This is a genomic window from Reichenbachiella sp. (genome assembly GCF_033344935.1).
Lineage (GTDB): Bacteria > Bacteroidota > Bacteroidia > Cytophagales > Cyclobacteriaceae > Reichenbachiella.
The window spans coordinates 1,977,319-2,002,857 of the sequence record NZ_JAWPMM010000001.1 but is presented as its reverse complement, the minus strand read 5'-3'; the positions used below and the strand labels follow the sequence as shown (position 1 = coordinate 2,002,857).

The 25,539-nt window shown below is 41.3% G+C and carries 17 protein-coding genes; 7 read left to right on the top strand and 10 right to left on the bottom strand.

The genetic code is table 11. From position 1 onward, the window contains the following. The first annotated feature begins 54 nt into the window (after positions 1 to 54). Positions 55 to 837 carry a helix-turn-helix transcriptional regulator gene (locus tag R8N23_RS08610; RefSeq protein ID WP_318171178.1) on the top strand — a complete coding sequence of 261 codons (783 nt, stop codon included), beginning with the start codon at positions 55 to 57 and terminating at the stop codon, positions 835 to 837. A gap of 54 nt (positions 838 to 891) precedes the next feature. Here R8N23_RS08610 and R8N23_RS08605 read toward each other — a convergent pair whose 3' ends face one another. The 6 genes from R8N23_RS08605 to R8N23_RS08580 form a co-directional block, all read right to left on the bottom strand. Further along, complete coding sequence (locus R8N23_RS08605) at positions 892 to 3,540, bottom strand: ABC transporter permease (RefSeq protein ID WP_318171177.1); 2,649 nt, start codon at positions 3,538 to 3,540, stop codon at positions 892 to 894. Beyond that, entirely contained in the window at positions 3,528 to 3,878 is a 351-nt protein-coding gene (locus R8N23_RS08600; RefSeq protein WP_318171176.1) for a PadR family transcriptional regulator, read from the bottom strand. The genes R8N23_RS08605 and R8N23_RS08600 overlap by 13 nt, the downstream gene beginning before the upstream one ends. A gap of 115 nt (positions 3,879 to 3,993) precedes the next feature. Then, positions 3,994 to 7,062, bottom strand: a complete 3,069-nt coding sequence (locus R8N23_RS08595; protein ID WP_318171175.1) for an ATP-binding protein — start codon at positions 7,060 to 7,062, stop codon at positions 3,994 to 3,996. A 182-nt stretch (positions 7,063 to 7,244) separates the two neighbouring features. After that, complete coding sequence (locus R8N23_RS08590; protein ID WP_318171174.1) at positions 7,245 to 11,171, bottom strand: T9SS type A sorting domain-containing protein; 3,927 nt, start codon at positions 11,169 to 11,171, stop codon at positions 7,245 to 7,247. 36 nt (positions 11,172 to 11,207) lie between these two features. Then, a complete protein-coding gene (locus R8N23_RS08585; RefSeq protein WP_318171173.1) occupies positions 11,208 to 15,008 on the bottom strand; it encodes a tail fiber domain-containing protein in 3,801 nt (1,266 codons plus the stop codon). 157 nt (positions 15,009 to 15,165) lie between these two features. Next, the gene (locus R8N23_RS08580; protein ID WP_318173570.1) at positions 15,166 to 15,765 is read right to left on the bottom strand and encodes a ribonuclease HII; all 600 of its coding nucleotides are present in this window, start codon (positions 15,763 to 15,765) and stop codon (positions 15,166 to 15,168) included. Between the two features lie 79 nt (positions 15,766 to 15,844). Between R8N23_RS08580 and R8N23_RS08575 the strand changes: the two genes are divergently transcribed. From R8N23_RS08575 to R8N23_RS08565, 3 genes are all read left to right on the top strand, one after another. Continuing rightward, positions 15,845 to 16,474: an L-threonylcarbamoyladenylate synthase gene (locus R8N23_RS08575; protein ID WP_318171172.1), complete on the top strand. Its 630-nt coding sequence runs from the start codon at positions 15,845 to 15,847 to the stop codon at positions 16,472 to 16,474. A 243-nt stretch (positions 16,475 to 16,717) separates the two neighbouring features. Continuing rightward, positions 16,718 to 17,905 (top strand): phosphoglycerate kinase, encoded by a 1,188-nt coding sequence (locus tag R8N23_RS08570; protein WP_318171171.1) that lies wholly within the window; start codon positions 16,718 to 16,720, stop codon positions 17,903 to 17,905. A gap of 124 nt (positions 17,906 to 18,029) precedes the next feature. After that, on the top strand, positions 18,030 to 18,515 hold the full coding sequence (locus R8N23_RS08565) for a hypothetical protein (RefSeq protein ID WP_318171170.1): 486 nt from the start codon (positions 18,030 to 18,032) through the stop codon (positions 18,513 to 18,515). Positions 18,516 to 18,520: 5 nt separating this feature from the next. On the opposite strand, the gene R8N23_RS08560 is transcribed toward R8N23_RS08565, so the two are convergent. Next, complete coding sequence (locus R8N23_RS08560; RefSeq protein ID WP_318171169.1) at positions 18,521 to 20,218, bottom strand: RluA family pseudouridine synthase; 1,698 nt, start codon at positions 20,216 to 20,218, stop codon at positions 18,521 to 18,523. A 291-nt stretch (positions 20,219 to 20,509) separates the two neighbouring features. On the opposite strand from R8N23_RS08560, the gene R8N23_RS08555 reads away from it, so the two are divergent. The 3 genes from R8N23_RS08555 to R8N23_RS08545 all read left to right on the top strand — a co-directional run bounded on the left by R8N23_RS08555 (position 20,510) and on the right by R8N23_RS08545 (position 22,842). Then, positions 20,510 to 20,815, top strand: a complete 306-nt coding sequence (locus tag R8N23_RS08555; RefSeq protein WP_318171168.1) for a GIY-YIG nuclease family protein — start codon at positions 20,510 to 20,512, stop codon at positions 20,813 to 20,815. 243 nt (positions 20,816 to 21,058) lie between these two features. Then, entirely contained in the window at positions 21,059 to 21,364 is a 306-nt protein-coding gene (locus R8N23_RS08550) for a GIY-YIG nuclease family protein (RefSeq protein ID WP_318171167.1), read from the top strand. Between the two features lie 377 nt (positions 21,365 to 21,741). Then, on the top strand, positions 21,742 to 22,842 hold the full coding sequence (locus R8N23_RS08545) for a hypothetical protein (RefSeq protein ID WP_318171166.1): 1,101 nt from the start codon (positions 21,742 to 21,744) through the stop codon (positions 22,840 to 22,842). Positions 22,843 to 22,959: 117 nt separating this feature from the next. On the opposite strand, the gene R8N23_RS08540 is transcribed toward R8N23_RS08545, so the two are convergent. The 3 genes from R8N23_RS08540 to R8N23_RS08530 all read right to left on the bottom strand — a co-directional run bounded on the left by R8N23_RS08540 (position 22,960) and on the right by R8N23_RS08530 (position 25,398). Further along, entirely contained in the window at positions 22,960 to 23,529 is a 570-nt protein-coding gene (locus tag R8N23_RS08540) for a hypothetical protein (protein WP_318171165.1), read from the bottom strand. Beyond that, positions 23,522 to 24,337: an N-acetylmuramic acid 6-phosphate etherase gene (gene murQ, locus R8N23_RS08535; RefSeq protein ID WP_318171164.1), complete on the bottom strand. Its 816-nt coding sequence runs from the start codon at positions 24,335 to 24,337 to the stop codon at positions 23,522 to 23,524. The genes R8N23_RS08540 and murQ overlap by 8 nt, the downstream gene beginning before the upstream one ends. A 182-nt stretch (positions 24,338 to 24,519) precedes the next feature. Continuing rightward, complete coding sequence (locus R8N23_RS08530) at positions 24,520 to 25,398, bottom strand: N-acetylglucosamine kinase (protein WP_318171163.1); 879 nt, start codon at positions 25,396 to 25,398, stop codon at positions 24,520 to 24,522. Positions 25,399 to 25,539: the final 141 nt, after the last annotated feature.

Here is a 25,539-nt window from a genome sequence, read left to right as displayed (position 1 = left end):
CAAAATTTGAACTATCATTGAGGGTCTGCTAAGCTTGCAAAAAACGAAAAGAAAATGGCAACTCTAAAACAACCACAGTTAGGACAAACTATACTCGCGCTCCGTCAAGAAAAGAAGATCACTCAGGAAGAATTAGTCGACAGATGCAATGTAAGCGTCAGAACAATTCAAAGAATTGAAGCAGGTGAAGTGACACCCAGAGATTCTACGCTAAAGATAATTCTGGAATCCTTGGACTACGACTTCAATCAAATTCAAGACCGATCGCAAAAGAAAAGAAGGCTTGATCTGCTGAATGTCGCATGGATCATGGGAACAATCTACTTCCTGACCGGAATAGCAGAATCCTTTTTAGACTTCTATCGATTTGAAATTGATTTACCCATCTACTACAGCTGGACTTATACCAGTGTTAAACTCATCATTTTAGCGACCTATATCTTCTTTATGTTTGGCTTTGTAGAAATTGGAAAGATCCATAATAACGCTTTTCTAAAAATCAGTGCTATTCTTATGCTTGGGTCCATGTCTATTATGGAGTTTTACGACATCATCACCCTATTCTCTAATTTTAGTGAAGAAGAATTCCTTTTAGTGAAAGGAATAGAGGGCGTCGTGTTTGCCGGAATTGATATAGCCTTCGGTGTAGCCCTTTTCAAACTAGCTTCAGAACTTGGAGACCTATCAAGAATAGCCGGAATCCTTCAAATTTTAGCTGGACTTTGCTTTTTATCCTTTGTACTCGGTTTTATTGGACTATTCATTTTACTGCCAGCCACCATTTTGCAAATCATGCTGATTTACAAAGTTTTTGATCGTTTAAAAGCTGCACAATAAGACATTAGTCTGACGAATTGAATAAACTGGATTCAATTCGTCAGACAAAATCAGTTACTCATATTTCAACGTTTTTACAGGATTAATGGTCGCCGCTTTGAGTGAATGTGCCCCCACTGTGATCATGGCCACCAGAAATGTAGCCAATCCTGCCACTGCAAAAGGCCATAGCATTAGATCGATGCGATAGGCAAAACTTGCCAACCACCAATCAATCATCAGGTAAGCGATAGGTGCTGCTATTACGAAGGATATAACGACAAGGATCATAAAGTCTTTAGACAAAAGCAAGACGATATCCTTGGTTTGAATTCCGAGTACTTTTCTAATTCCAATCTCCTTAGTCCGCTGCTCCATGGTAAAAGTGGCCAATCCAAACAAGCCTAAACAAGCGACCAGAATGGCCAGTCCAGAAAACACGGTTGTGATCATACTTAGCTTACTTTCTGCTTTGTACGACTCGTTCAATCGATCTTCTAAAAAGAAATACTCAAACGGTCTACTCGGAATGAACTTCTGCCAATTAGATTCAACAATGGCAATAGATTCTTGAAGGTTATTAGCATCTACTTTTACCGCCATATATTTCATAAACAGATTGAAAGTGAAAGGCTGAGTCCAAAGATCTAAGGCAATAGGCGACATCGGGTGATGTTTGGAAGTGAAGTTAAAATCCTCCACCACGCCAATAATTTTCCCTTTTCTACGCCTCATTAATTCTACGCCTTTTCCTATCGCAGCCTCTGGCGTACCATATCCCAACTGCTTGATCATAGTTTCATTCACGACCAGCGCCAAACTATCGTCGGTAACATGCGACTCGTCATAGGTTCTTCCCGCCAACAGCGGAATGTCAAAAGTTTTCAGAAAATCATGTCTCATGAAAAGCCTCGGATAGGGTTTAGATTTCTCTATACCTTCAAATGTATAATTCATAACCTGATGTTTGGCTCCCAAGACCTCCTCTAAGGCAGTTACTGATTTAATAGCTGAATTAGTCAGCATCTCACTTTTCATACTTTCGTAATGATTGGCAATAGGTGTCCCAATAACCGGCACCATAATGACCGCCTCCTTATTGAATCCTAAATCATCATCTTGCAAAAATTGTAGCTGTTTGATGGCCACTATTGTTCCAACGATAAGGACCATAGATATGGAAAACTGAAGAATCACCAACACCTTTCTAAAATTCATTCCATGATTATTGAGCTTGCCCCCTTTAATCACCTCAGTAGTTTTGAAAGATGATAGCACAAATGCTGGATAAAACCCTGCAACCAGCCCTACAAACAAGGTAAGTCCTGCCACCGCCGAGAGGTAGACTGGTGACCAAAAAGTCATCAATGTGATTGATTTCTCTGTCAGTGCGTTGAAGCTTGGCAATATGAAAACAATGCCCATCACGGCAATGATCAATGCAAGAATAGTCTGTAGAATAGATTCGAATATAAACTGATAAATCAGCTGCTTTTTCAGACTACCTAGTGCCTTTCTGATTCCTACTTCCTTAGCTCGCTTAGTAGCTCTTGCGGTAGAAAGGTTAATAAAGTTGATAACTGCTATCAACAACACAAAAACTGCTACCGCAGAAAACACATAAATATTGCTTTCATTACTATTGGCTTGAATTTCATAGTCCAATTTCGACTTCAAATGAATATCAGTCAGTGGTTGCAATTCCATAGTGATATCATCTCTAATGCCTTCTTGAAAATATTTCTGTACAAAATCAGGAAGCATGTCTGATAATGTCTTTGGATCTGTATTTTCATTAAGCACCAAATAGGTCCAACAAGGATTCCAATACCATCCATTCATGGTTCGTTCTTGATTTCGCTCTTTGTAATGCGCTCTCAAAGTAGAAAAGGAAACCAAAAAGTCGAATTGAAAATGAGCGTTGTGTGGTGCATCTGCGAGTATCCCCTTCACCACCAAATTTCTTTCTCCCTGAAACTCCAGATTTTGCCCTAAGGGATTTTCTTCGCTAAAATATTTCTTAGCCATTGTTTCTGTAATGAGAATAGAATTTGGTTCATCCAGTGCCGTACGCTTATCTCCAACTATCATTTCAAAGTCAAAAACATCGAAAAAAGTAGAGTCTACAAAAAAGACATTCGGTTCATTGAAGCTTCGATCCAATTTTCGATTGGCCAAAGCCAAAAAAGGTGACTGAAAATCAAATAACCTTGTCATATGATCGATCTGAACAGGGTAATCATTGATCAATGATGGTCCAACAGGAAATGGCTGACTAGCAGAATGTTCTCCCACGCCGTCACTTTCAAAGTGTTCTAATATCCGGTATGTTCTATCAGATTTAGAGTGAAAGCGATCATAACCCAACTCATCGTGGATATACAGGAAGATCAACAAAAAACAAGCGACCCCAATAGCCAGACCTGCGGTATTAATCAAACTATACACACGCTGGCGCATGAAATTTCGATAAGCTATTTTGAGAAAATTTTTGAACATGGCGATTGTGTTGTTATGTGTTATTGAGTTTTTTTTGAGTAGAAAAGGTCTGAGTAAATCGAATGCATCAAACCAAACCAAGAGCTTTGCATACCATTTACCCTTCTTCTGATATCTATCGGCGTAGAGTTCATACAGGTCTCCTTTGAGCATTTCTGAATGCTCTTCCTTACAAAAGACATCCAAAAACCGAGTGACCCATTTCGGTGGTTTTAATTCATCCATACCAATGATAGCCCCTTGAAGGAAAGACTTGGCATGGCCTGATACAGGCCGGTTCGTAAATCGTGCGCTTCTCTAGCGGCGGCTCTGCCTGCAGAAGTAATCGTATAAAATCGTTTTCTCCTTCCTCCCCTTTCTTTGGTGGCTCCTCCTTCTTGTGAACTAATAAAGCCTTTTTCTGTCAATCTATTGAGTGCAGAGTGCAAGGCACCGATACTAGGGTTTCTTCCTGTTCGCTCTTTGAGTTCTTCTTTGATTGAAATACTGTAGGCATTTTCATTTAATACACCAATGACCAAAAGCACGAGTTCTTCAAACTCTCCAAGATATGTTCCTTTCATAATTAGATATATTCTACAATTAGGATTCTAATACGTGAAGTACATGTATTAGTTTCCTATTTGCAAATGAAATAATAGCAGCTCTAATAAACAGCAGATTCCTCCTGTCAAACGACTACTTATTAGGAAATAAAAGTGTGAAGGTGGTTCCTTTTCCGGATTCGCTGGCTACCTCAATCGTCCCATCATTGAGAGCTACAAACTCACTCACCAAAACCAGCCCTAAACCGGTACCTTTTTCATTGTTGGTACCATAGGTAGAGTGCGTCAGTTCAAATATCTCTTCCAATTTATCTTTTGGAATGCCTACTCCTTGGTCGGATATGATGATTTTTGTATGCTCATGATCACAAGAGTAATTCACCTCAATTTCAGAATTTTCATTTGAAAACTTAATCGCGTTATTGATCAGATTTCTTATTACTGTAGACAAAGAGTTTTTATCCGCATGAATCAAGCACCCTGAAGCTCCGGTCAATTTGAGCGTTATCGATTTTGATTTGGCTGACTCATTTAGAATAGACATAATCTCTTTGAGAAAATAATCCACCTTGATAAGCTCCGGATTTACTTTAAAATTACCCGATTGGTTCAGGGCCCAGGTTAGTAAGTTGTCGAGCAGATGTCTCAATCTTTTTACTGACTCAGCCATATGTTCGACCATTTCGTCGACCATATGGCTTTGTTCTTCTTCCTGATAGTGCTGAATCAAATCAGTCAGACCCTGCAAGGAATTAAGCGGACTCCTTAAGTCATGACCGATGATGGAAAATAATTGATTTTTGGTATCATTGGCATTCTGAAGAATAAGTCGTTGAGTCTCCAGATCGCGCTTTTGCTCCTCTACTTCTGCAGTCCTTTTAGAAACCAAATATTCCAACTTTTGCTTGGCTTGCTCCAGACTAGCCGTTCTAATTCTGAACAACACATAAATCAAAACCAGTATACCAGCGATATAAGCTATGACCGCATATCTGGACCGATACCATGGTCGATTAACATAGAACTGATAAGTGTCAATTTTACTTATCTGATTAACGGCATTTTTGGCTCTGACCTGAAACGTGTAAGTACCAGCACTCAGACCAGTATAATCCTTTTTGGCTTCCTGTGTCCAGGCAGACCAATCTTTGTCCCGTCCCACCAATTTATATTGAAAGGATTTTTCATCACTTGCATTTACCTCATCTGTAAAGAAAGTGAAGCGAATATCTGTTTGATCATAGGGCAAATCCACAGGATCGACATTAAATCCATTTTCGAAAATTAAGGAATCCTTGCCTAAAACCATTTTTTCGATATGGCAGCTGAAATCCCCTAACTCTCCTGTGACTGGTATTTTCTGATCGTATCTAATAGCACCTTCATCTCCAATAAACCATAAAACACTATCCTGATCTGAAAAAGACGAATTCACATGAAAACTGGAACCAAAAGCAATCCCTGTAGCTTCCATATTTCCATCCACCATTCGTACTAATTCATTGTAGTTTATCCGTCGCTGATCCTGATAGCTAACCCACATTTGCTCGTCAGCCAGTACCACCGCTTGTAGAATTTTGGAAGCTTTATTTGATAAGGCTAAAGGTCTAGGTTCAGACAATTGACCAGACTCATCCAGATAATACCAGTGCTCACGAGCTATGACTAAAATCTTATCTCCGCAGGGAGCGATTGACGCATTACCCACTTCATAAGACTCTTCTAGTTTTAGATAATGTGTACCCTGCGATTCTCGATGTGTGACTACACCCAACGTGCCGTACTTTGATAAGAAAATAATTTTATCACCTAATTGCTCAACTTTTTTGATGGGCTCAGTAAAACCTTCTAGCCGAATCAACTTGAATTTCGACTGGTCCATATAATAAACCCCCATGCCTACTTCGCCCAGGCCAACAAAGACTTCTGATTCATCTTTAGACACCTGGGCATAATGCAATCTTTCAGTATCCAAATATTCAAAATTTACATTATCAAAAGCTACAAGGCCACGTTGGCAACCTACGATCATTTTGTCAACCATTTTGTCCAGAGAAAATACCTCATAGTAATCTTCATGATTAAATGGTATGAAATGAGCACCAAACTCATTGGGTTGCATTTTGTACAATCCACGCAAAGTGGTCGCGTACATATTCCCTTTGTATCTGATGATGTCCGTTCCTACGTCCTTAAGCCCACGGCGCTCATCAAAATAAGACAATGGTGACTGAATTTTCACCTTACTTGTTCCTACTCCATTGGCAATCCAAAGATTATGGGGATCGAACATGCCCACAAATAAATACTGAAAGTCGATTAGCCCTGAATTTTCATCCAGCATTTCAACAATTTGCCCTTGCTTATCCAATATCACCACCCCTTTTGTATAGGCAGCAAAGGCATAATTGCCACTAGACGTGATACATCCATGGTAAATTTTGTAGGTCTTTAAAAAGTCATCGGCTTCAGTTTTGAAAACCTCTACCGTACCTTCGCTATCCAAAAGGAACAATCCATCAAATCGACTGGCTACAAGCAACTTATCCTCAAATGGCAAGAACATATTAACCTTCATATCAGCAAAGTATTCTCCCCCTTTTACTGGCGTCAATTCGTCACCATTTAGATACATTAAACCAGTCCCCACCTGACGAGTATAAATGGTATCGTTTACTGTAAACGCTATGTCATACTCTATGCCTTCGCCGGTGAAAACTTTGATTTGGTCATCTTTCAGTCTGAATAAGTATTTTTTGGATCTAAATATGACTTCTTTGCTTGAACATGCGACTTCCCATACCGAACCAAAATCATGATACTTAGGGTCAATTTTATCCATAAGAGAAACGTATGAAAGTTTACCACTTTCGGAAGCTTGCATGTAGCCAAACTCCCCATCCGATCCTACGTAAATCACGCCATCTTCATCCTGCTGCAGCCAGTAGACAGACTTCTCTTTAGTAATTTTGATGAGATTCCAGTCTACGCCATTATACACCAATACACCGTCGTCATTAGAGAAATAATAAATTCCTAATGAATCACGGATCACATTGAAATTAAAACTACCAGCACGATAGTCTGACGGTGCATAATAGTCAATAAAGGGCAAGCCTTTTTCACTGGATTGTGCCCATGAATAACTGCTAAGAAGAGGTAGGAAGGTTAAACACAGTATTGCTGACTTTATAAAACTCATCAAAGGTTTTAGTTAAATTAAAGACAGGCGGATAAGAGATATAAATAAACTGAATCTATAGAACTTAACCTAGTCGCACACCTAATAAATAGAGAATATACTTTAAATATAGACCACGACAAACTAAAAAAAGAGACCAATCAGTTGATCGGTCTCTTTTTCTTGTTGTGGATGACTAAATATTATTCTTTGATAAATTTCAAATTCAGCTGTTGCGATTCAACTCGCAGCCTCACAAAGTAGATCCCACTTTGATAATCAGCAAGATCGATCTTAACTTCAGCGCTATTCAACTGGCTTTGGAAGAATACTTCCTGTCCTTGCATATTCACCACGCTAAGCTGACCCTTATGCCATGATTCGGGCAATCGAAGCGTCAAATGTTCTCTAGCCGGAACAGGAAAGAGTACCACCTCCTTGGATGGGTCATTCAAACCAAGTACTTCTTCAGGCTCCTCAGGAATTATAATAGTAACATCCAAAGCATTGGATGTAGCAGAACATCCCAAATCTGAAACTACGACTACCTGATACGATCCACTTTCTGAGGGTTCGTAAGTTGCCCCAGTCGCCTCACTAATATTAGAATCGTCCAATGACCAGGTATAAGTGTAACCTTCTACATCAGCCACTTTTAGCAAATCATCTTCCTGCGTCAATGTCGCATCTGGCAACGGATTGAAATCAATATTGGCTTCAAATTTTGTTTGGGTTTCTGTAGACTGACCATCTACACCAACCACAAACAAAGTAGTGGCTTCTGTAGATTCATAAGTACTACCTCCTTCTTGAACCAACTGATCATTGGCATCATACCAATTATAGTCAAAAGCACCACTTGCAGAAACTGATGATGTACCCCCTAAACAACTCTTATTTTGAGTAAGACTTACTGTCACGTTATAAGAAAGGATTGAAACATTTATGGTTAAAATATCCTCTACAAATAAACCGGAACCATCAGTTGCTCGATAGACCACCTCGGTCTGACCGACATCAGTATTGGTGGGTGTACCAGAAACCGTACCACCAACGTCGGTCAACCAAGATGGTTTACTTTCCACGGTATAGGTTAAATCATCTCCAATGTCGATGTCTTTGAAGTTGCCTTCAGGAAATGCATAGGTAAACGCCTCTCCCGCATAAATCAGTCGAGAACCAGCAGCCTGAACTACTTCAGGTGCATCATTCACGTTAATGATCTCAAATTCAAAAGTTGCTCGAATAGAACCACCTTGATCTGAGGCAAGGATCGTCACCTGATCAATACCCACATCGTCATTCGAAGGAGTACCAGTCAGGTCATTACCGCTTTGAGTCATCCAATCGGGTTTACTTTCTACTTCATATGTCAGTGACTCACTATCTATATCATCGAACAAAGTGGCAATATCCGTATTGAAGGATCCATCTTGATTCAAATCTGCAAGACTACCAATTACATTAGGCAAATCGTTTACACTTGACACATTCAACACAAAGGTCTCTTCTGAAGTATCACCATCATCGGCTGTAATGGTAATTGTAGTTGAACCGTTTTGATCAGCCTCTGGTGTCATGGATAAGAAATAGAAATTACCCTGATTGTCAGTTTCTACTATATTGGCATCAGTCAATAAAGCTTGATCACCAGAAACTACTGAATAGGTAAATGAATCACCTTCAGGATCTTCTATCTCGATCAAAAAATTTTCTAACACACCATCTTCTTTAACAGTTTGAGTCGCTACGGCAGAAATCATTGGCGGGTCATTGACCGGGTTAATTGTTACCGTAAATACTTCAATGATAGACTCTCCACTCGTCGTACCCACTAATACCAAATCCTCACTACCATTTTTATTTTCAATACTGGTCAATACCAAATTACTTCCATTAATGGTCGCTGTCAAAAGAGAAGCTCCTAAGATATCATATGAGAATACCGCTGCCTCGTCATTGATATCTTCAAACACATTGGATATATCTATGGTTTGTTCCGCAAAATCTTCTTCCAGAGCAGCCACTGTAATTTCATTGGGCACATTCAAATCTATTCCCAAAGGATTTACCGTGAATACCACATCAAATGATGCATCCGTACCTCCTCCATCGGAAGCACTAAAAGTTATAGTTTCAGTACCTGTGCCAACATAACTAATTGTCGCAGTAGAAGCACTAGCCCCTAATCCTGTAATACCAATTACTGAACCACCAGAATTATGACTGTAAGTCAAACTTCCTGATGCTGTTTCCGCATCCGAGAAGTAGGCAGAAAAATCTATATCATAATTGGTGAAACTTTCGAGCAACACTTGATCAACTAATTCAGAAGTAACTACAGGGTCATCATTCACTGCATTGAAAGTCACATTGAAAGTTACCGTATTAGACAAGGCATTGCTTGCACCCGAACCATCATCCGCAGTGACCGAAACTTGGGCAGTACCATTCGCATTGGCTCTTGGCACGATACTTAAAGTATTACCAGAGGTACTTACTGTCGCAAGCGTAGGATCATCAATAGCCGTTTCATAACTAAAAAACACCACATCACCATCCACATCGGTAGCCACCAATGGTACTTCAATGGTCACATCTTCATCTCCGGATTGATCACCAATTGCTGCCAGCACCGGTGCATCATTGACTGGTGTAACAACAACACTTAGCTGCTTTAATACCAATAGCGGATCATCACCTGCCGATTCTTCTACCCATACACTTACCGTAGCTGAGCCTGACTTGCCATCTATAGCCTGTAACGATAATTGGCCATCCACAATACTTGCTGTAAGGAGTGCCGTATTATTTGAAGAGGCAGAAACGATTAGATCATTGTCAGGGTCTGAATAGGTTAAACTAACGGTTTTAGACCCATCTTCAACTAATTGCTGATTAGGAATAGCCGCCAACTTCGGTACATCATTCACCTCCTGAACTGACATGTTGATGGTGGCAGATTCATAACTATTTCGGATCGAGTTGAACACCCTAAATGAAAAGTCATCTTCTGCTCCTGTATCTTGTGTGGAAGTATACTTGGATTCCCAAATCCTCAGATACTGCGAGGATTCAACCAAAGTAAAACCCCCCAAGACCCCTTGCGTAGGGTTTTTAGTCCATTCAATCGTTGGCTCTGCATCAAATCCAGCAAAATCTACGGCTATCAGTTTCACTTTAGCCGATTTATTCTCTGGAACAGACAAATCGCTACCCACCACAAAATAATCTCCGTCTTCACTAGCCAGAATACGACCCCCTGCTGCATTATCTATGATAAATGAATTAAAAGAAGAATAACTATTCGGCGTTGTGACTAAAACAGTAACCAATACCTGATCTGCGTTAAACAAATAACTGTTAGCCGTTTCGTCTACATCAAACGAATAGGAACCTGATAAACTTCCGATGGTTAAGGATTCCTGCGATACCGATCCATTTTGAACATTGATGAATTGCGCATTCAATGGATCAGAGATGTTATAGTAATTCACATCTATGCCATAATTGGCATTGAAAACTGTATCAGCAAAGGTCACGGTAAAAGTAGACCCTGACTTAGTCAAGGCTGTCACTTCATGTTCGGTATCCTCCAAAGTAAATTTGAAAAGTACAGTAGCCGGATCAGAAGATTCTGCAGTATTCGTTTCATTCACCTGGAAGGTAAACTCATCTAAGTAAGTAGTCCCTGGCAACAAACCCGAGTTTGGAGTAAATATCACTTCTTGTGTATTAACTCCGTCTGCCAAAACCAGACTCCCTTTAGTAGGAGGCACAGTGATTTCAAATTCAATCGGTTGTTCCTCCGGATCATACCCATCTAAGACCAGCACCTCACCCAGATCATAAAAGAAACGTTGCGTCGGTGCAGAAGCTACCGGTGGTAGGTTTTCTTCCGCCGTAGTCAGATCACCCAGCAAATAACCAATCTTGCCGGTATAGTCTCCTCCAGCGATTTTTCCCTGAACATATTGCCCTGCCATACCAAACGTAGTATAGCCGCCATTGCTTCCCCAGCCTGCTCCGAGATGGAGCGTACTTGGTACCAGCAAGGTATCCGGCTGTGCTACCATGGCATGTACCACAAGTAGCATCAACATTGTCAGATAATATCTTATTGTTTTCATGTCTTTTGTGTTTTAGTTAAACAATCAAACAATCAATTATCGAGAGACAGTGGCTTGGCTAGCCGCTATGGTTTGCTTCGCTAATAATTTTTGTATTAAATCAATTTTGATTTCAAGTTCATCCACTTTGGTGAGTTCCGCTTTCAATTCAGCGTTTTCTCCCTGTAGCGTACTTACTTGCTCTGAAAGTTCTTTTACCGCCTCAATCAACACAGCAGTAAGTGCCGCATAGTTTACAGATTTGTATCCTTCGTCATCGGTTTTCACCAATTGTGGGAAGACCGCTTCCAGCTCCTGAGCTAACACTCCTACTTGCTCTTCCTTATTCTTGATGCCTTTTTGCTTCTCAGCTAGTTTATTCCAGTTGTAGGTATAGCCATTCAATTGTTGAGTCTTGGCTAATGCATTGTCGATCGATTTTACGTTTTTCTTGAAACGAGCGTCGGAGGTTACTGTTCCTGAGCTATTTTCAAGTGAATTTGCATAAACATTTCCCTGAAACGATGCGTCACCATTTGAGCCATTGATAAAGGCTTGTAAAGTGCTACCAGCGTACATTTCAAAAACTCCTCCTCCAGAATTATCATAGTTCATCACGATGCCATTGTCATAGGCATTGTTGCCCATATTAATACCTCCAGACGAGATAGTCATTCTAGAATCGTTACCTTGGTTAGTAGTCAGCTCTAAATTGCCCCAGTAATTTCCAGAGCCATCGTCATCCACTGTAGCTCTAATTTGATCATTATCATTGGCATCTCTTAGATGGAGGGCGCCTTGACCATCGTTACCCCAGCCACTATGAATTGATGTTCTCTGAGTACTGATATCATTTTTGGCAAAGATGTTTCCATCTCTGTTCAAGTTAATGAGGTCCTCGCCTATGCCTGAATCATGAATACTGATATAACCATCTCCACCCATTTCTGTGAGAAAGCCATCTTGACTATTAAAAGCTGTGATTGTACCGTTATAGTTCGATGATCCGTCATCGTTAACTGAAGCCTGTACCATCCAAGTATCCGTGGCATCTTTCAGAATTAGAGCGCCTTGACCGTCGTTACCCCAATCGCTTTGCAGCTGTGCTCGAGGCGATCCAAAAGAATTCGCGAACACTTCTCCTTGAAACGAGCCATCTCCGTTTTCACCATTCAAACTAATGGTTGTCAATCCATGTCCTCCGCCATCGTCTTGATAGTTTTTAAGTCCAAGAACCCCAAAACTTCCATTACCATAGTCATCGACATCCAAATAAATTCTTTGAGTATCACCACTAGGCAAACCATCACTTGTGCCTGACAAGTGAATAAATCCTCTTTGATCTCCGTTGTTTCCTTCCCAGTCCTTAGAGCCAATATTTACATAGTCATGACCATTGTTGCCATAAACTGCATTTGGAAAACTTCCTGAGAACCCGTGAGAATTGATACTAAACTCTGAGCCATCTGTTCCCCGGAAGGTTAACGCCCCAAGTTCAGTGCCATCTCCCCATCGCTGAGCCTCCAACCAAACCAGATCTGGTCGGTAAAAGTTACCACCCCCATCATCTACGTCAGCTGATCCACGCATGGTCAGGAATGGTAAATCGTGACCATTAGTCTCCCAAGTTTTTGCTCCTAATTGGATATTATCTCCATTCGTGCCAGTCAGCGACATGGCTGCAGCATATCCGGCAGGATCATCTCCATTAGTATCATGGTTTATTCCCATACGAACGCCAGCACCATTTCCGCTGTCATTTCTTAATTCAAATTCTCTGGCACCATAAGTAGCTACATGGCCATCTGTTCCATTCAAAGAAAGATATCCGTATTCTTCTCCTTCTGCTGAACGTTGGACTTCCATCCAAAGTAAATCCTGTCCGTCATCATTACCAACCATTTTAAAGAATGGCAGGTTTTTCCCTTGGTCTTCCCAATTTTTCGAACCCATCTCAATGTTTTGGGTGTCTTTGCCCTTTAACCACAAATAACCAACACTATCCTGAATACCCATATCAACTTGATGATATCCATTACCAAGTTCCATATAGAGCTCAGGGTGTCCAGCCCAAAACCCTGTAAGAATAGCTCCCTCTCCATCAGTACCGGCATCATTATAATCTACCAACTGCATGAATCCTTTGTCATTAAACTGTCCAAACCAACCTGCTGTATTGTTAGTAGAATTTCTTGATAAAAAGTTCCCCGTAGTGTTAACACTACCATTGAATCCTCTGGAAGTAAATTCAAAAGTCGATCCATCCGTCCCGTTCAAGGTAATTTGTCCTATTTCATTGGCACCTCCATCCACTTCCATAGCTTGAATTGTGACAACATCTAGCGTATCTGGATTACCATATACTGCTATATATCCTAAATCAGGTCTACCTTCCCAAAATTTACCTCCTGTTTGAAATAGTTTGTTGTTATCCTGTGAGTTGACATTGATTTGTCCGTACTCTTCTTCTGCTAGTAATCGAACTTTTCTTTTATTATTACCTGTTTCAATAGTATACGATCCACCATTGCCCCACACCTGTTGATAGGCAGCGCCTAGTCTTTCTTCCCAGTCAACATCGTCTGTTGGAATCCCTATTTGTTGCCAGTAGGTTCCCCAATCATAATTTTTCATCCAAAAAGCTGGGTATCTATTTCCATTAGAGCTTCGAATTCTTTCGTTATACATAAAGAAATGGCTGGCCGTGTCATTCGACATCAGCTCAAATGTTTTTTCTCCTAGTCGATCATATAATTCTAGACCTCCATTGTCATTGGAAGTCAATTTTGCTCGTACTTCGTCGTTGGCATTTTGTACTTGTATAGAATCAAATACCCCAGATGAGTTTCCTCCTCCGCCAGTATTGATTGGTTGCCCATTGACCATCAGTTCACCATTCACATTGACGTCTCCATCAAATACACCGGCCCAGTTTTCATCACCATTAGCTGCCGTACCATAAACCCCAACATTTTTACCAGAACCATAGGCTCGACCTGCGATACCAGTATTTTCAACAGAAGTACCTGTGCCGGCATTAGAAATACCATGTACACCAAAATTCCATACGCCTTCAGTTCCAAAGTTAGAACCCTCTACACCCGTATTATTAAAAGCATTGCCTGTAGCATTCCCTTCCACACCAAAGTTGACTGAGCCTTCTCCGTAACCTTGCCCAGTGTCTCCGTTACCTCCTCCTGCAGCATACCCTTTCAAACCGTGGTTGTATTTACCTCCACCAGAACCGTATCCCATGACGCCTCTATGATTGCCTTCTCCGTCGCCAGCGGCTTGACCATAGAGTCCATTTTGAGTTTCAGCATTTCCAGCACCTGAAATTGCAAAGCCTTCTACCCCTGTGTTTTGTGAAGTCGATTGAGCCACCCCTTCAAAAGCTGAAGTTTGTGCATTACCGACACCATCCACAACCATAGTCAATCCGTTGAACTCGGTTCCATCTTCATCAAAGGTTCTTTCGAGTTGTCCAGGCATGTTCTGACCTACGATGGCCTCACTGATATATGGTGCATGCAGATCCACAATAGCCACATCGGTTCCTCCTATATTGACAACCACTTGCGGTGTCACACCGGTGGTGAACATATCTTCTGGAAACGGAGTTGTTTCCCCTAAAACCACTGCGTACACGCCTTGTGTAACACTTACGTTTTCGTGAGTTTCTGTCCATGCCGGGTCGGCTATGGTAAATGTGATATTAACTGTACCATTTACTGCGGTACCACTTTGATACAATGTTCCTTGAAAAGGAATCACCTGGCCACCTTGGGCCAATGAGTTTGAAATAGATAGCACCGCTATAAATAGCATGGCTAAACATGAGTTGAAAAATAGCTTCATAATTCTGGTTTTATTTGCTAGACATTTATTCTAATTGACTAACAAAAAGAGAAAAATGATCCACAAAAGTAAATACTCATTTATAAGTATTTATCAGAAGACTTATTGGTATAATACAATTATTTCTTAATCAAGAAATATATTATATACAGTTGTATTAAAATAATTCAAGTTGCTCAGGCAAAAGCTTGAAGCTCATCCGATGATGGGGTGTCACGCCAAAGTCTCTAATGGCTTGTCGATGAGCCTTGGTAGGATAGCCGGCATTGGACTGCCAGCCGTATTGAGGAAATTCCTGATGAAGGTCAGTCATTAACTCATCACGATAGGTCTTGGCGAGCACAGAAGCGGCCGCTATCGAATAGTACTTTCCATCTCCTTTGATGATCGTTTCGTGAGGTATGTCTTTATATGCCTTAAAACGATTCCCATCAATCAATAGCAACTCGGGTCTGGTCTTTAATTGATCCACCGCACGGTGCATAGCCAAGAAGGAGGCATTCAAGATATTGATTTCGTCGATTTCAGTATGCGACACTACCCCTACTGCCCAGGCCATGGCATCGGTTTTGATTTGGTCTTTGATGGAATTGCGCTGTTTGAGGCTCAGTTTTTTCGAATCATTCAAAACCTGATGTGAATAATCTGCAGGTAGTATGACAGCCGCTGCTACCACTGGTCCAGCTAAGCAACCGCGACCGGCTTCATCGCATCCGGCTTCTATGACTCCTTCTTTATAAAATGGCAATAATGGCATCATTCAAAATTAGGAATCTTGTGGACAAAAAATTCATGTTTTCAATGTATTCTGTACCTTCGCATTTCGTTTTATCGAAATGGCAAAAATAGGAACAGACATATTGCACGCAGCAGCCTTGCTCAAAGCGGGTAAGTTGGTAGCTGTACCCACAGATACCGTCTATGGCTTAGCAGGTCACGCGCAAAAAACGGAATCTCTCCAGGAGATATTCCATGTCAAACAACGTCCTCAGGACAAACCACTCATCGCCCAAGTCGATCACATAGATAAGGCTATGGGTTTTGTAAAAAACATCCCTAACAACGCCCGTATGCTGGCAGAGAAATACTGGCCCGGCGCTTTGACCTTAATATTTGAAGCGACCAGTGAAGTATCACCGGTAATGTTATCTGGAGGAACGACTATGGGACTAAGAGTACCCGATCATGACATGACTTTGGAACTTCTTAAGCAATTGGATTTTCCATTAGCAGTTACCAGTGCCAATTTGAGTGGCCATGATAGTCCTACCACAGCACAAGAGGTAAATGAACAAATCGGTGATCGCATCGAATACATTTTGGATGGAGGACCGAGTACCATAGGTTTAGAATCCACTATTGTAGGGTTTGAAAATAAAATGCCTGTGATCTTCCGAAAAGGGGCAATTTCGGAAGAGGAGATTTTGGCTACGCTCAATTTAAAATTGAGCAAAAAAGAAAATTAAAATGATAATTAATAATAAATAACCGCATGACCCAAAGGGCTGTTGAAGTAATAGAGAAATGAACAAAAAAAGGCACTAATCAGCCTCAACTGTCATTTCGAACGGTAGAGAGAAATCTTAACGCTACTAATAAATGACAATTAGATTTCTCCGTTTCGTCGAAATGACAAAGAGTTTTGATCTTACAACTATTTCAGCACCATGATTGCTAAAAAATTTATTAGATAATAAACACGAATTACAATGAACACACTTGATCAATTCAACTTTGAAGGCAAAAAAGCCTTAGTACGGGTAGATTTCAACGTGCCTTTGAACGCCGAATTTGAAATCACTGACGACACCAGAATCAAAGCTGCCACTCCTACTATTAAGAAAATATTAGCTGACGGCGGATCAGCTATTTTGATGAGTCACTTAGGTCGTCCGAAAGATGGACCTGAAGAGAAGTTTTCTTTAAAGCACTTAGTATCGACACTATCTGAAAGATTCGGAACTACAGTAAAATTCGCTGAAGACTGCGTAGGTCAAGATGCTGTAGATTTAGCTGCTGGTCTGCAAGCCGGCGAAGTGCTTTTGCTCAACAACCTTAGATTCTACAAAGAAGAAACTAAAGGTGATGAGGCATTCGCTGAAAAGCTTTCTAAACTTGGTGATGTATATGTAAATGACGCCTTTGGTACCGCACATAGAGCACATGCTTCTACGACTATAGTAGCTAAGTTTTTTACTGACAAAGTATGTGGTTATGTGATGCAAGCTGAATTAGACAATGCCGAAAAAGTATTGAACAATCCAGACCGACCATTTACAGCGATCATGGGTGGAGCGAAAGTATCTGATAAGATTTTGATCATTGAAAAATTATTGGACAAAGTAGACAACCTGATCATTGGTGGTGGCATGTCTTACACTTTCACCAAGGCTAAAGGAGGACAAATTGGAAATTCACTTTGTGAAGACGACAAATTGGAGTTAACCAAAGAATTGGAAGCGAAAGCTAAGGAAAAAGGTGTAAACCTTTACTTGCCGGTTGACAATAAAATTGCAGACGATTTCAATAACGATGCAAAATCTGAATTTGTAGATGCAGATAAAATTCCTGACGGTTGGATGGGATTGGATATCGGACCTGAGACAGTGAAAATATTCAGCGAAGTAGTAGCCAACTCAAAGACTGTACTTTGGAACGGACCTATGGGTGTTTTTGAATTCCCAAATTTCGCCACTGGAACAGAGTCTATCGCTGAAGCAGTAGTAATTGCTACTGAAAACGATGGCTTCTCATTGATCGGAGGTGGTGATTCAGCTTCTGCTATCAACAATCTAGGATACGGTGACAAAGTATCTTACGTATCTACTGGAGGCGGTGCATTGCTCGAATATATGGAAGGCAAAGTACTACCTGGCGTAGCTGCATTACAGGATTAATAATAAAAAACATTGTATACTCAAAGCCTTTCTGAGATGATCAGAAAGGCTTTTTTTGTAACTAATTCTCGATTGATCAATCGGTTTCTTTATTTTACAACTCTCAAAACCAAACGCCAAAACTATGAAATGGACTATTGCATCATTTTGCTTAATCATTTGCCTCTTGATCCAAGATGCCAATGCACAATCGTACATACCCTCCACGGGTCTCGACGGCAAATACTATTTGATGACACCAGAGCGATCTCCCAAAGGTGGAACCACTCAGGAAATGCTGGTACAATACGTGGAACGAAATGGTCAAAAAATGTTGGTAGCAGCGGCTTGTGAAGATGGATGCACACCGATGGTCTTCTCCTACCAACCAGCCCCGAGCGAATCGCTAGGTGTACCAGTCTTTTATAACAGCTTCGGATACTATATGATTTCTTACGAAGGCGATAGTTTTCTTTCGGTGATTCCAGATACACAATTGGGTAAGGATATTTGGAGATCCATTCGGTACAGCAACTTTTACAGCAAGGATGCTGAAAAATCGAGCGTCATGACTTCGGATAAAATCAGTGAAATTGCCATCTCACTTTCGAATCAGGCTATGGGAAAGTAGAGTTGCTAAAAGTCAGGCGCTAAAGCCAGCGTCATTTCTTCCTTGGTCACCGGATGCACAAACGACAACTCTGCCGCTTGAAGGTGTAATCTACTATCGGGCTTCCCATACAAATCATCCCCTACCATAGGCATGTTCAAACCATCCAGGTGTGCAGCATGGACTCGCAATTGATGCGTACGGCCTGTCATTGGCCAGAGGTGCACCAACGTTCTGTTGTTCTTCCGCTCTACTACTTTCCATTGGGTAGTTGCTGGTTTGCCATGTTCGAAACACACCAACTGTCTGGGTCGATCTTCTATATCTGGTCGTAGTGGCAATTCAATTCGCCCTTCGTCTCCTGCTAAATTCCCTTCTAACAGTGCTGCATATCTTTTCTTAATCGTTCGAGCCAGAAATTGGTCCTGCAAGTCTTTGTGAACTTCCTTGGTTTTGGCTACCAATAGCAATCCAGAAGTGGCCCGATCCAATCGATGAACTAGTAGCGGTCCCGTCGCGTTAGGCAATTGTTTCTCCATTCTAGCCAATACAGAATCGGCATTGGTCTTTCCAGGTACACTCAAAAACTCATGAGGTTTATTTAGCACCAACAGGTAATCGTCTTCATAGATCGTCTCTAGTTTTTTATCCTCAGTCGACACATTCAGCATCGGACTCCGTGCTACTTCCATTCCATCCAACATGTGTCCCAGAATAGGTTCGCACTTGCCTTTGCACGATGGATAGAAATAACCATGCTTTCTCACCTCAGACTTCGGCGACTGCCCCCACCAAAATTCGGCCATTGCCAGCGGTTTCAATTTGTACTTGAAGGCGTATTGCAGCAGCTTGGGCAATGCACAATCTCCAGCTCCAGAAGGAGGAATTTTGAAAGCCGTTTCTGCGAAAATGTCACAAACACTTCGGGTCTTGCCATCTATATTCAAGAATTGATATTGATCAAAAATCCACTGCTGCAAGTCATTGGACATTTGCTTTCTTTTCTTTTTCAATGCCTTGGCTTGGTTGTCCCAATGAAGTAACTCAGCCTCTTTCTCTTGCAGTTCGGTTTTCCATTTCCTCACCAAATCTTTACTTTGATAATGCATCTGCATGCTTTCCGCTTTGAGCGCAGCATCCAAAGCTAGAAAGTCGTTTTCAGACAACTGCTCTTTACCCTTCTCCCTTTTTAGTTTGCGTTCTTGTTTGGCTTCCTTCTGGATTTTTTTTGAATGAGTGAGTTCCTTCTCTGATTGCGCTTTAGCTTGCTCCCAATTGGACTTGGCAGTCAGATAATCGTCAGACTCTAACAATCGACACAGTTGATTGTTAACCTCTTCAATTTCTTTTTCGCCCTTTCTGTAATAACTATCCACGGCCAAGTAGTCGACAACTGGTGGCACAAATCCTGGCAAATGATGCTCATCTGCCAATTTGCCCGAGAAGGCTGACAAAAAACCAATTTCTCCTGCTTCGTTTTGCACCAATAGCACACCAAACATCTTCCCTATGTTCACTCCATCCACCCAGTGATCAATACCAAAATCATGTTGCCAGTTGGTCTGTGATTTCAGGGATTCTTGTAATTGCTTAGCGGCCAACTTGCACAAGGGATGTGGCTCGTAAAAAAAAGGATAGGTGAATTGTGCAGGTAGTGAAATCCCTGCTATGCTTTTGTTAAATCTGGTGAACAGTGTGTCCTTATTTGTGGCTGCCTGACTCATGGATAGGCAAAGGTAGAAGGAATCTACCTAATAAGTTTAACGAGTTCAATCACGTTTTCTCACAGGGTCTTCATGCACTGAATGTCGCCCTTCGACCTTGCTCAGGGTGACAAGTACATTTTTTACTATCATCCTGAGGCCCTCGAAGGAAGACATTGCACAACCAACTTTGTCAGTCTGAGGCTCTCAAAGACAGACAATTGGCACTAACGGAATTTTGTCAGTCTGAGCGGATCGCCGCCCGGGCCCTCGAAGACAGAAAATTGGCACTAACTTAATTATATTAGCCTCATGGCGACCAACCAACCCTATACGGTCTACATCTTAGCATGTGCAAACAACAGCTACTACACCGGAGTCACCAACGATATCGAACGCAGACTCTGGGAGCATGAAACGGGCTTTCACCCCAAGTGCTACACTTTCCATAAGCGACCAGTAAAATTGGTATTTCAAGAACACTTTGGAGACATCAACAAAGCCATTGCCTTTGAGAAACAAATCAAAGGCTGGCGAAGGGCTAAGAAAGAAGCGCTGATCAATGACGAGTGGGAAAAGCTGCCAGAACTATCTAAGAAATACTCTAAAGATAAATGAGGACGGAATGTCGCCCTTCGAGAGCCACTGCGGCGAACCGCTGAAGAAGACAGTACCGTTTGCCTTATTGAACTACATCGAAGGATATTTTCTGCATTGTCACCCTTCGACCTTGCTCAGGGTGACAAGTACATTTTTTACTGTCTTCCTGAGGCCCTCGAAGGAAGATCATGCACAATCGGCTTTGTCGTCCTGAGGATCTCGAAGACAGACAATTGGCACCAACTTAATTATATTAGCCTCATGGCGACCAACCAACCCTATACGGTCTACATCTTAGCATGTGCAAACAACAGCTACTACACCGGAGTCACCAACGATATCGAACGCAGACTCTGGGAGTACGAAACTGGCCATCATCCCAAGTGCTACACTTTCCATAAGCGACCAGTAAAATTGGTATTTCAAGAACACTTTGGAGACATCAACCAAGCCATTGCATTTGAAAAACAAATCAAAGGCTGGCGAAGGGCGAAGAAAGAAGCGCTGATCAATGACGAGTGGGAAAAGCTGCCAGAACTATCTAAGAAATACTCTAAAGATAAATGAATATGGAATGTCGCCCTTCGAGAGCCACTGCGGCGAACCGCTGAAGAAGACAGTACCGTTTGCCTTATTGAACTACATCGAAGGATATTTTCTGCATTGTCACCCTTCGACCTTGCTCAGGGTGACAAGTACATTTTTTACTGTCATCCTGAGGCCCTCGAAGGAAGGCATTGCATAATCGGCTTTGTCATCCTGAGCCCAGTCGAAGGAGACAAGTGGTTCCTTTGACAATTACTAAATCTACCCAAAGCCACTCATTAACCATCTAGATTTGCATAGTGCACTATATTCTACCATATTAGTGGAGTAAAGTGCACGGTGCACTTTATTCAAATGTTATGGAGCATTGAGTACTTCCAGAATTCTTCTCAAATTTTATGAATCCCGACTTCTCAAAAAACACGGTTGATATTATTGCCAAAAGAGCCGGATTCATCTGTTCCAATCCAGACTGTAGAACTAAAACAGTAGGCCCGAATAGTCAGCCTGATAAATCAACGACAATTGGAGAAGCGGCTCATATTCGAGGTGCAAGGCCTAGCGCAAAAAGATTCAAAGCTGAAATGACAGATTCTGCTAGGTCAGAAGTCACAAATGCAATTTGGTTGTGTAGAAATTGTCATAAACTGATAGATACGGACGAAGAAAAATTTTCGACTGAAGACTTATTCAAATGGCGCGAAATTCACGAGGAGTACATTCTTTCCGAATTGGGAAGTAAATCAGCCCAAATCAAGAATGAACAACTGCAATTTATCCTTGATCAATTTGAAAGCTATCCTTTCATAATCAGAAGAATTATAGTAGATAAGCCAGACGGTTGGGAATACCGATTAACTGCTGAGCTGATGAGATACTTAAACGCTCCTCATTTAAGAAAACTTAAAGATTTACGTAACAATTTATATCTAAAACCTCAGAATCATATTGAAGAAGAAGATGCTTTCAATTGGATTGGCCTTAGACTGACTGAGGCATCAAACCTCATCGAACCTCTCGTAAACTTAGTTGATGAATTAAACAAAACTTGGGGAGAACCAGGAGTAGCTGGTGATGTCAACGAAATACATCACGTATGCAAGTTGATTGCAGACTACCTTGAACAAATCGTGCAATACGAGGAGCTTATCAATTTCACAAATGTCCCTGAAGAATATGAAAAACTAAGGTCTCTATTGAAGAATAATGTTGGAGAACAGACACTTAAAATTGAAAGAATACCTGAAAGGCTCGATCATATTTTAACCTTAATATCAAATGAATCAGATACTGACCATAAAAAACCACAAATAATTGAAGAGACTATTGTTCTTGAACTTCCAGAGCATTGGGAAGAGGAATTTCATGCTGAACTGCAATTAGTGGGTAACCAAGAAATTCGTAAGGCTGAAGGGCTTCTTGGTAAAAAGGATAGTAATGGATGTACTACAATTGTCATAGTAATTGTTATAATCATATTTCTAATGATGCTCTTCTAAATAGCTCCATAACATTTACTATCATCCATAAGCTAACTGAGCTATTTGCAAAGGCGGGTGGAATCAGATACTTTTATGGAAATTTAAAAGTCCAGCTTACGCCCGATAGCTGGACGTTCACATCCCCAACCTCCTCATCACCAATTCATCTACTCTTTGACAGAGGGTGAGTGGTTTGATCGTTCGCCAGTTGGTGATTTCTAGTGGGCCACCGAAATTGATGTAGCCGTCTACATTGTAGTTGTTCATTTCATCTATGACGAAGTCCCGAAAACCCATACCTACAATCCATCCATCTTCTACATCTTCAAACCATTCCTCGTAATAACTGTCATCTGAGCCGTGGAAGTTGAGCACATTTTCACCAATCAGGATGTACTTATTGATGCCTTCCAGTTGAAATTCATCGATAATGTTTCTTTTGAGATGCATGATATCATTATTCACCGCGTCGTTCCACTCACCTATGAATTCGAGCACGGCATAGCCCAAATGATAGTCCACAAAAAGCATCTTGACATACAAAGTCTCAGAGCCTAAATAATCCCACCCTGGGTCGATATAATAACCATAAATGGTTTCAGAATAAAGATCGTAATTGTACTCCTTGCCATGAAAAGGCGACAAGGCATCACTGGCCGAGTCATAGTATTTCAGCCAACCACTATAGGGTTCAATGTTATGCATCCTCTCTATTGTGGTGATCAATCGCCTTGCGAACCGAACCTTGAGAATTAACCAAAGCCTCAGCCTTAGTTCTATTGAGGCCTGTCTCTTCCATGACCATTCTAATGGCCCGATCCACCAGCTTTTCATTGCTCAATTGCATATCCACCATTTTGTTGCCTTGTACGTGACCCAATCGAATCATAACGGCAGTAGAGATCATATTGAGCACCAACTTTTGAGCCGTACCTGCCTTCATGCGTGTGCTACCGGTCACAAACTCAGGCCCTACCACTACCTCTATGGGAAACTGAGCAGTTTCGGCTAGTTTACTTCCTGAGTTGCAAGTAATGCACCCAGTCACCAGGCCTTCTTCATTGGCTTTGGCCAATCCGCCAATGACATAAGGGGTTCGTCCAGAAGCAGCTATGCCAATAAGAACATCTTTTTCAGAAATATTGAATTCCGATAGATCATCCCATGCTTGCGCAGGATCGTCTTCGGCGTTTTCCACTGACTTGCGAATGGCTCCATCCCCTCCTGCTATCACCCCTACCACATGCCCATGAGGCAAACCGTAAGTGGGGGGAATCTCTGAGGCATCTACCACTCCAAGGCGCCCACTCGTACCCGCTCCGATATAAAACAAGCGTCCGCCGGCAGCCATTTTTTTTACGATCTGCCCTACTAATGCTTCAATGCTAGGAATCACCTTTTCTACAGCCTTGGGCACCGTCTGATCTTCCTTATTGATATTAGTCAATAACTCAAAGACCGACATGTGTTGTAGGTCATTATAATTCGAAGGGGATTCAGTAGTAGAACTCATTCTTCAAAATTGAGGGAATCGATTGGGAAAGAGAAGAGATTCTGATTTTTATTATTTAAACTCCATTGTCAAATTCCCCTAGCCCCCATTTTCTAAGGGGGAATGATTTGAGCCTTGCAGAACTAGAATTATTAGATTTTAAACTCCCTCTTGGAGAAGAGGGTTGGGGAGATTGAATACTTTTACTTCTTCGGCTGGTGATACTGCGTCAAACCATCAATTGGGCCAACCACAATGTCTTTTATATTGATACCTAAATCAGCGCCTACCTTTCTTAAAATGTCCTCATAATAGAAGGCTACCGATCCGGTGAAATGAACGGGTATGTTCTTGAAATTGGTGTATTTCAATACATTCAATTCCACAAACTTTTTGAACGCATCATATACCATTTGATAAATCATTGGGTCTTTAAGATACTTGTGTATAAACTTAGAAAAGCTTGACAAATACAGGATTGGCATGTGGTGATGATAGATATTGTTTAAAATATCCGGAGCTTCGAGGCCAAATTCTTCATCAAACTGATCGCTAATCTCTTTAGGCAATTCCTTTTTGAAATAATGCGTTAAAAACTGTTTGCCCAGATAATTCCCACTCCCTTCGTCTCCCAAAATATAACCCAACGAGCGGACGTTTTCTATAATTCCTATCCCGTCATAAAGACACGAATTAGAACCAGTCCCTAAGATACAGGCGATCCCCTCTTCTATTCCACATAGCGAGCGAGCAGCAGCCAGCATGTCATGATTGATCTCAATTTTAGCGTTGGGAAACAATTGCATAAAGCAATCTCTGATCGTCTGCTTGTTTCGAGTAGACGAACACCCCGCACCGTAAAAGTACACTTCTTTGAATGGCGCATCGATGTACTCGATAAGTCCCATTCGCATCACTTCTAAAATTCCAGCCGCATCCAAATAATAAGGATTGATCCCGCCCGATCGAGCGTGAAAAACATTTTGTTTGGAATCAATGATCCTCCATTCCGTTTTGGTGGAGCCACTTTCTGCGATTAGAATCATACCGTTCTTAAAAATTGATGCGGTGTGTTTGCGCATCGGGTTCGAAAATAACAAATTATTGAGGATTCGCTGAGTTTGTGGTCAATAATTGAACATTTTTTAATTGACTTGTCCTATTTGATCAACCCTATTAATTGTAAAATTTTCAACCTTTCAAAAGTCATGTAAATGGCTGTT